Origin of the sequence: Corynebacterium sp. KPL4015 (assembly GCF_040225725.1) — a bacterium.
GTDB lineage: Bacteria > Actinomycetota > Actinomycetes > Mycobacteriales > Mycobacteriaceae > Corynebacterium > Corynebacterium rhinophilum.
This window is the reverse complement of record NZ_JBEHGF010000052.1, coordinates 1-2,122: the sequence shown is the minus strand read 5'-3', so window position 1 is coordinate 2,122 and position 2,122 is coordinate 1. Positions and strand designations below refer to the sequence as shown.

Below are 2,122 nucleotides of genomic sequence, written 5' to 3'. Positions count from 1 at the left end.
CGTCTCGCCATAGTAGTCATTCTGGTTCATCTCCTTATGCGGGTTGGGTTCCCACACACAAACCATCAGACACTCTCAGCTGAAAACGTTAACGGCCCCTCACAAGAGGCGAACTCATCCATACTCGCAGGTGGAATGATGTTGTCGAGGCAGAAATCGCCACGTTTGAGTGGGTGTCATGGTGGAACGAGGTAAGGCTCCACCAAAGCCTGGGATACCGAACCCCGGCCGAGGTGGAAACCGAATTGTGGAAGAAGAACCCGCCGCAAGTAATAATAGAAATCAAGGCAAATGCCTAGGAACAAAACACGAGGCACTTCACTTTTATAGAAAAAGAGACAATACATAATTAGACTTAGCATTGGTACTCATTGTGTCTAGAAACGAGAGGGTGGAGCTTTGTTCAGTAAAATAGCTAGGATGTCCGCGTCATGCTCCTGCTTGGCATTAGCTATTGCGTTGACTCCTTCGGTGGCGGAGGCATCTACGGTTCCCGCTTCGGTAGAACAATCCGGTGAGAGCGGTGTTTATACACGAGTTGAAAAGCTAGAAGGCGATAGTAGTGCTCCCGCCGCTCAACCGTACGCTGCAACTCCAGACTATGGACCGTGCGTACTCGAGCCTACAGAAGTTCATGTACGAACTAAGACCGGCGATGGTGATGCAAGGATCATCGGTTTTAAGCCGGTGACTAAGTGTAGTCGTCCGGTAACTTCTATCAAACACGAGAGTAAACTTAAGTACCAGTATTGGATGGTATGGAAAGACGCACCATTAAAGTCTGGCGTTCCTACGCGTTCTTACAATCAGGGACAATCCAAACTCGAACAGAAAAACATTGAGTTTCGTTGCAATGGCTTAGTGGATACGAACTTTATTGGCACGACTACGGGAACTATCGTAGACGGTGATAAAACTTACACTGCGACTGTTGACACTGAACCGTTTAGAGAAGCATGCAAGGTTTAACAGGTAGAACTTCAGATAACAGTAACCAAGCTAAAATTTTTGTGCTCTTTGCGCGTATGGAAGCTACGTATGACGAAGAATTTGTCGGAGTAGCTTTAACCAGAGAGCAGGAGCGCGCCATGGGCGAGCATGTTGATTCTTCAGATATGACCTGTTGGGCTGAAGAAGTTCCCCTTCAGGGCTGGAGAGGGAAACTAAACAAGTGCCATTTCCCGAACCTCGTTTATCTCGTTTTTAGAGAAGGATATGCGCAAAATTCCTCCGCGCGCCACCAGGAAATTAGCCCAGATATATTGGCTGCTTTTGCTACGCGTGAAGCAGCTCAAGCTGATGTCGTTTCTCGGCAGAAAAAGGAACCTACATTCTTGCCGAGTGAGTTTCATATATGGGAGGTCGAATTCGGGTCCTTGCTCGAAAAATTCCGTAACCAAGGTCCAGAAATCCCCATGTACTGAGCAGTCCATCTCATCGGCTTTAGATTCTGTTTGAAGGAAGGAACGCAAGCATCTAGACCGATGTCAAGTGGCCGTAGCTCAAATGTGTATCATCTTCGTTCGCAAGCCAGCGTTAACTGGTGGGGTCGACAATTCGTTAATCAAGCCGGCGATCCTAGGATTTCCATCAGCTTCTCGCTGACTTCGTTAATCCTCGCTGGGGTATGGCCTCTCTTCAGTGACACCGTAGTCATTATCGGACCTGGCCCCTGTTTGGTGGACACCTGATATCCAGTCCAGTCGGGTTGGCAAGATTGGTAATCTGCCACTATGTCCAGGTACTGAGAACAGTTCAAACGCGATGCTGTGGCTCTCTATGAGAACTCTCGCTGAACTCAGCGTCAGCCGAGCTCGGTATCAACCGTGCCTCGCTTCATTCATGGGTCACCAAGTACGGCACCGGCAAACGTGCCCGCATAAAAGCATTGCAGGATAAAGCTCAAGTAGCGAATGAGTCGTGAGACGGATCCGCCAGTTAGAAAAAGAAAACGCGAAGCTGCGCGAAGAACGTGACATCCTGCGCAAGGCCGCCAAAAATTTTGCTTCAAGCAGGCTCACTGAAGATCTGGGACCTGACCCCCATTTGGTGGACACCTGATATCCAGCCCAGTCGAGCTGGCAAGATTGGTAATCTACCACCATGTCCAGGTACTGAGAAC

2 protein-coding genes and 1 pseudogene are annotated in these 2,122 nt (G+C 48.9%); all 3 read left to right on the top strand.

Translation table 11 applies throughout. From position 1 onward, the window contains the following. Positions 1-116 precede the first annotated feature (116 nt). Complete coding sequence (locus ABRP64_RS11550; RefSeq protein WP_349819741.1) at positions 117-299, top strand: integrase core domain-containing protein; 183 nt, start codon at positions 117-119, stop codon at positions 297-299. Between the two features lie 657 nt (positions 300-956). Then, the gene (locus ABRP64_RS11545) at positions 957-1,424 is read left to right on the top strand and encodes a hypothetical protein (RefSeq protein WP_284771361.1); all 468 of its coding nucleotides are present in this window, start codon (positions 957-959) and stop codon (positions 1,422-1,424) included. A 345-nt stretch (positions 1,425-1,769) separates the two neighbouring features. Next, positions 1,770-1,871 (top strand): annotated as a pseudogene (locus ABRP64_RS11710) (transposase); the annotation flags it as partial. Between the last annotated feature and the right edge of the window lie 251 nt (positions 1,872-2,122).

What these genes read in the sequence shown, in the direction of transcription:
- ABRP64_RS11545 (WP_284771361.1), top strand. Translation starts at nt 957, where the DNA reads ATGCAAGGTTTAACAGGTAGAACTTCAGATAACAGTAACCAAGCTAAA.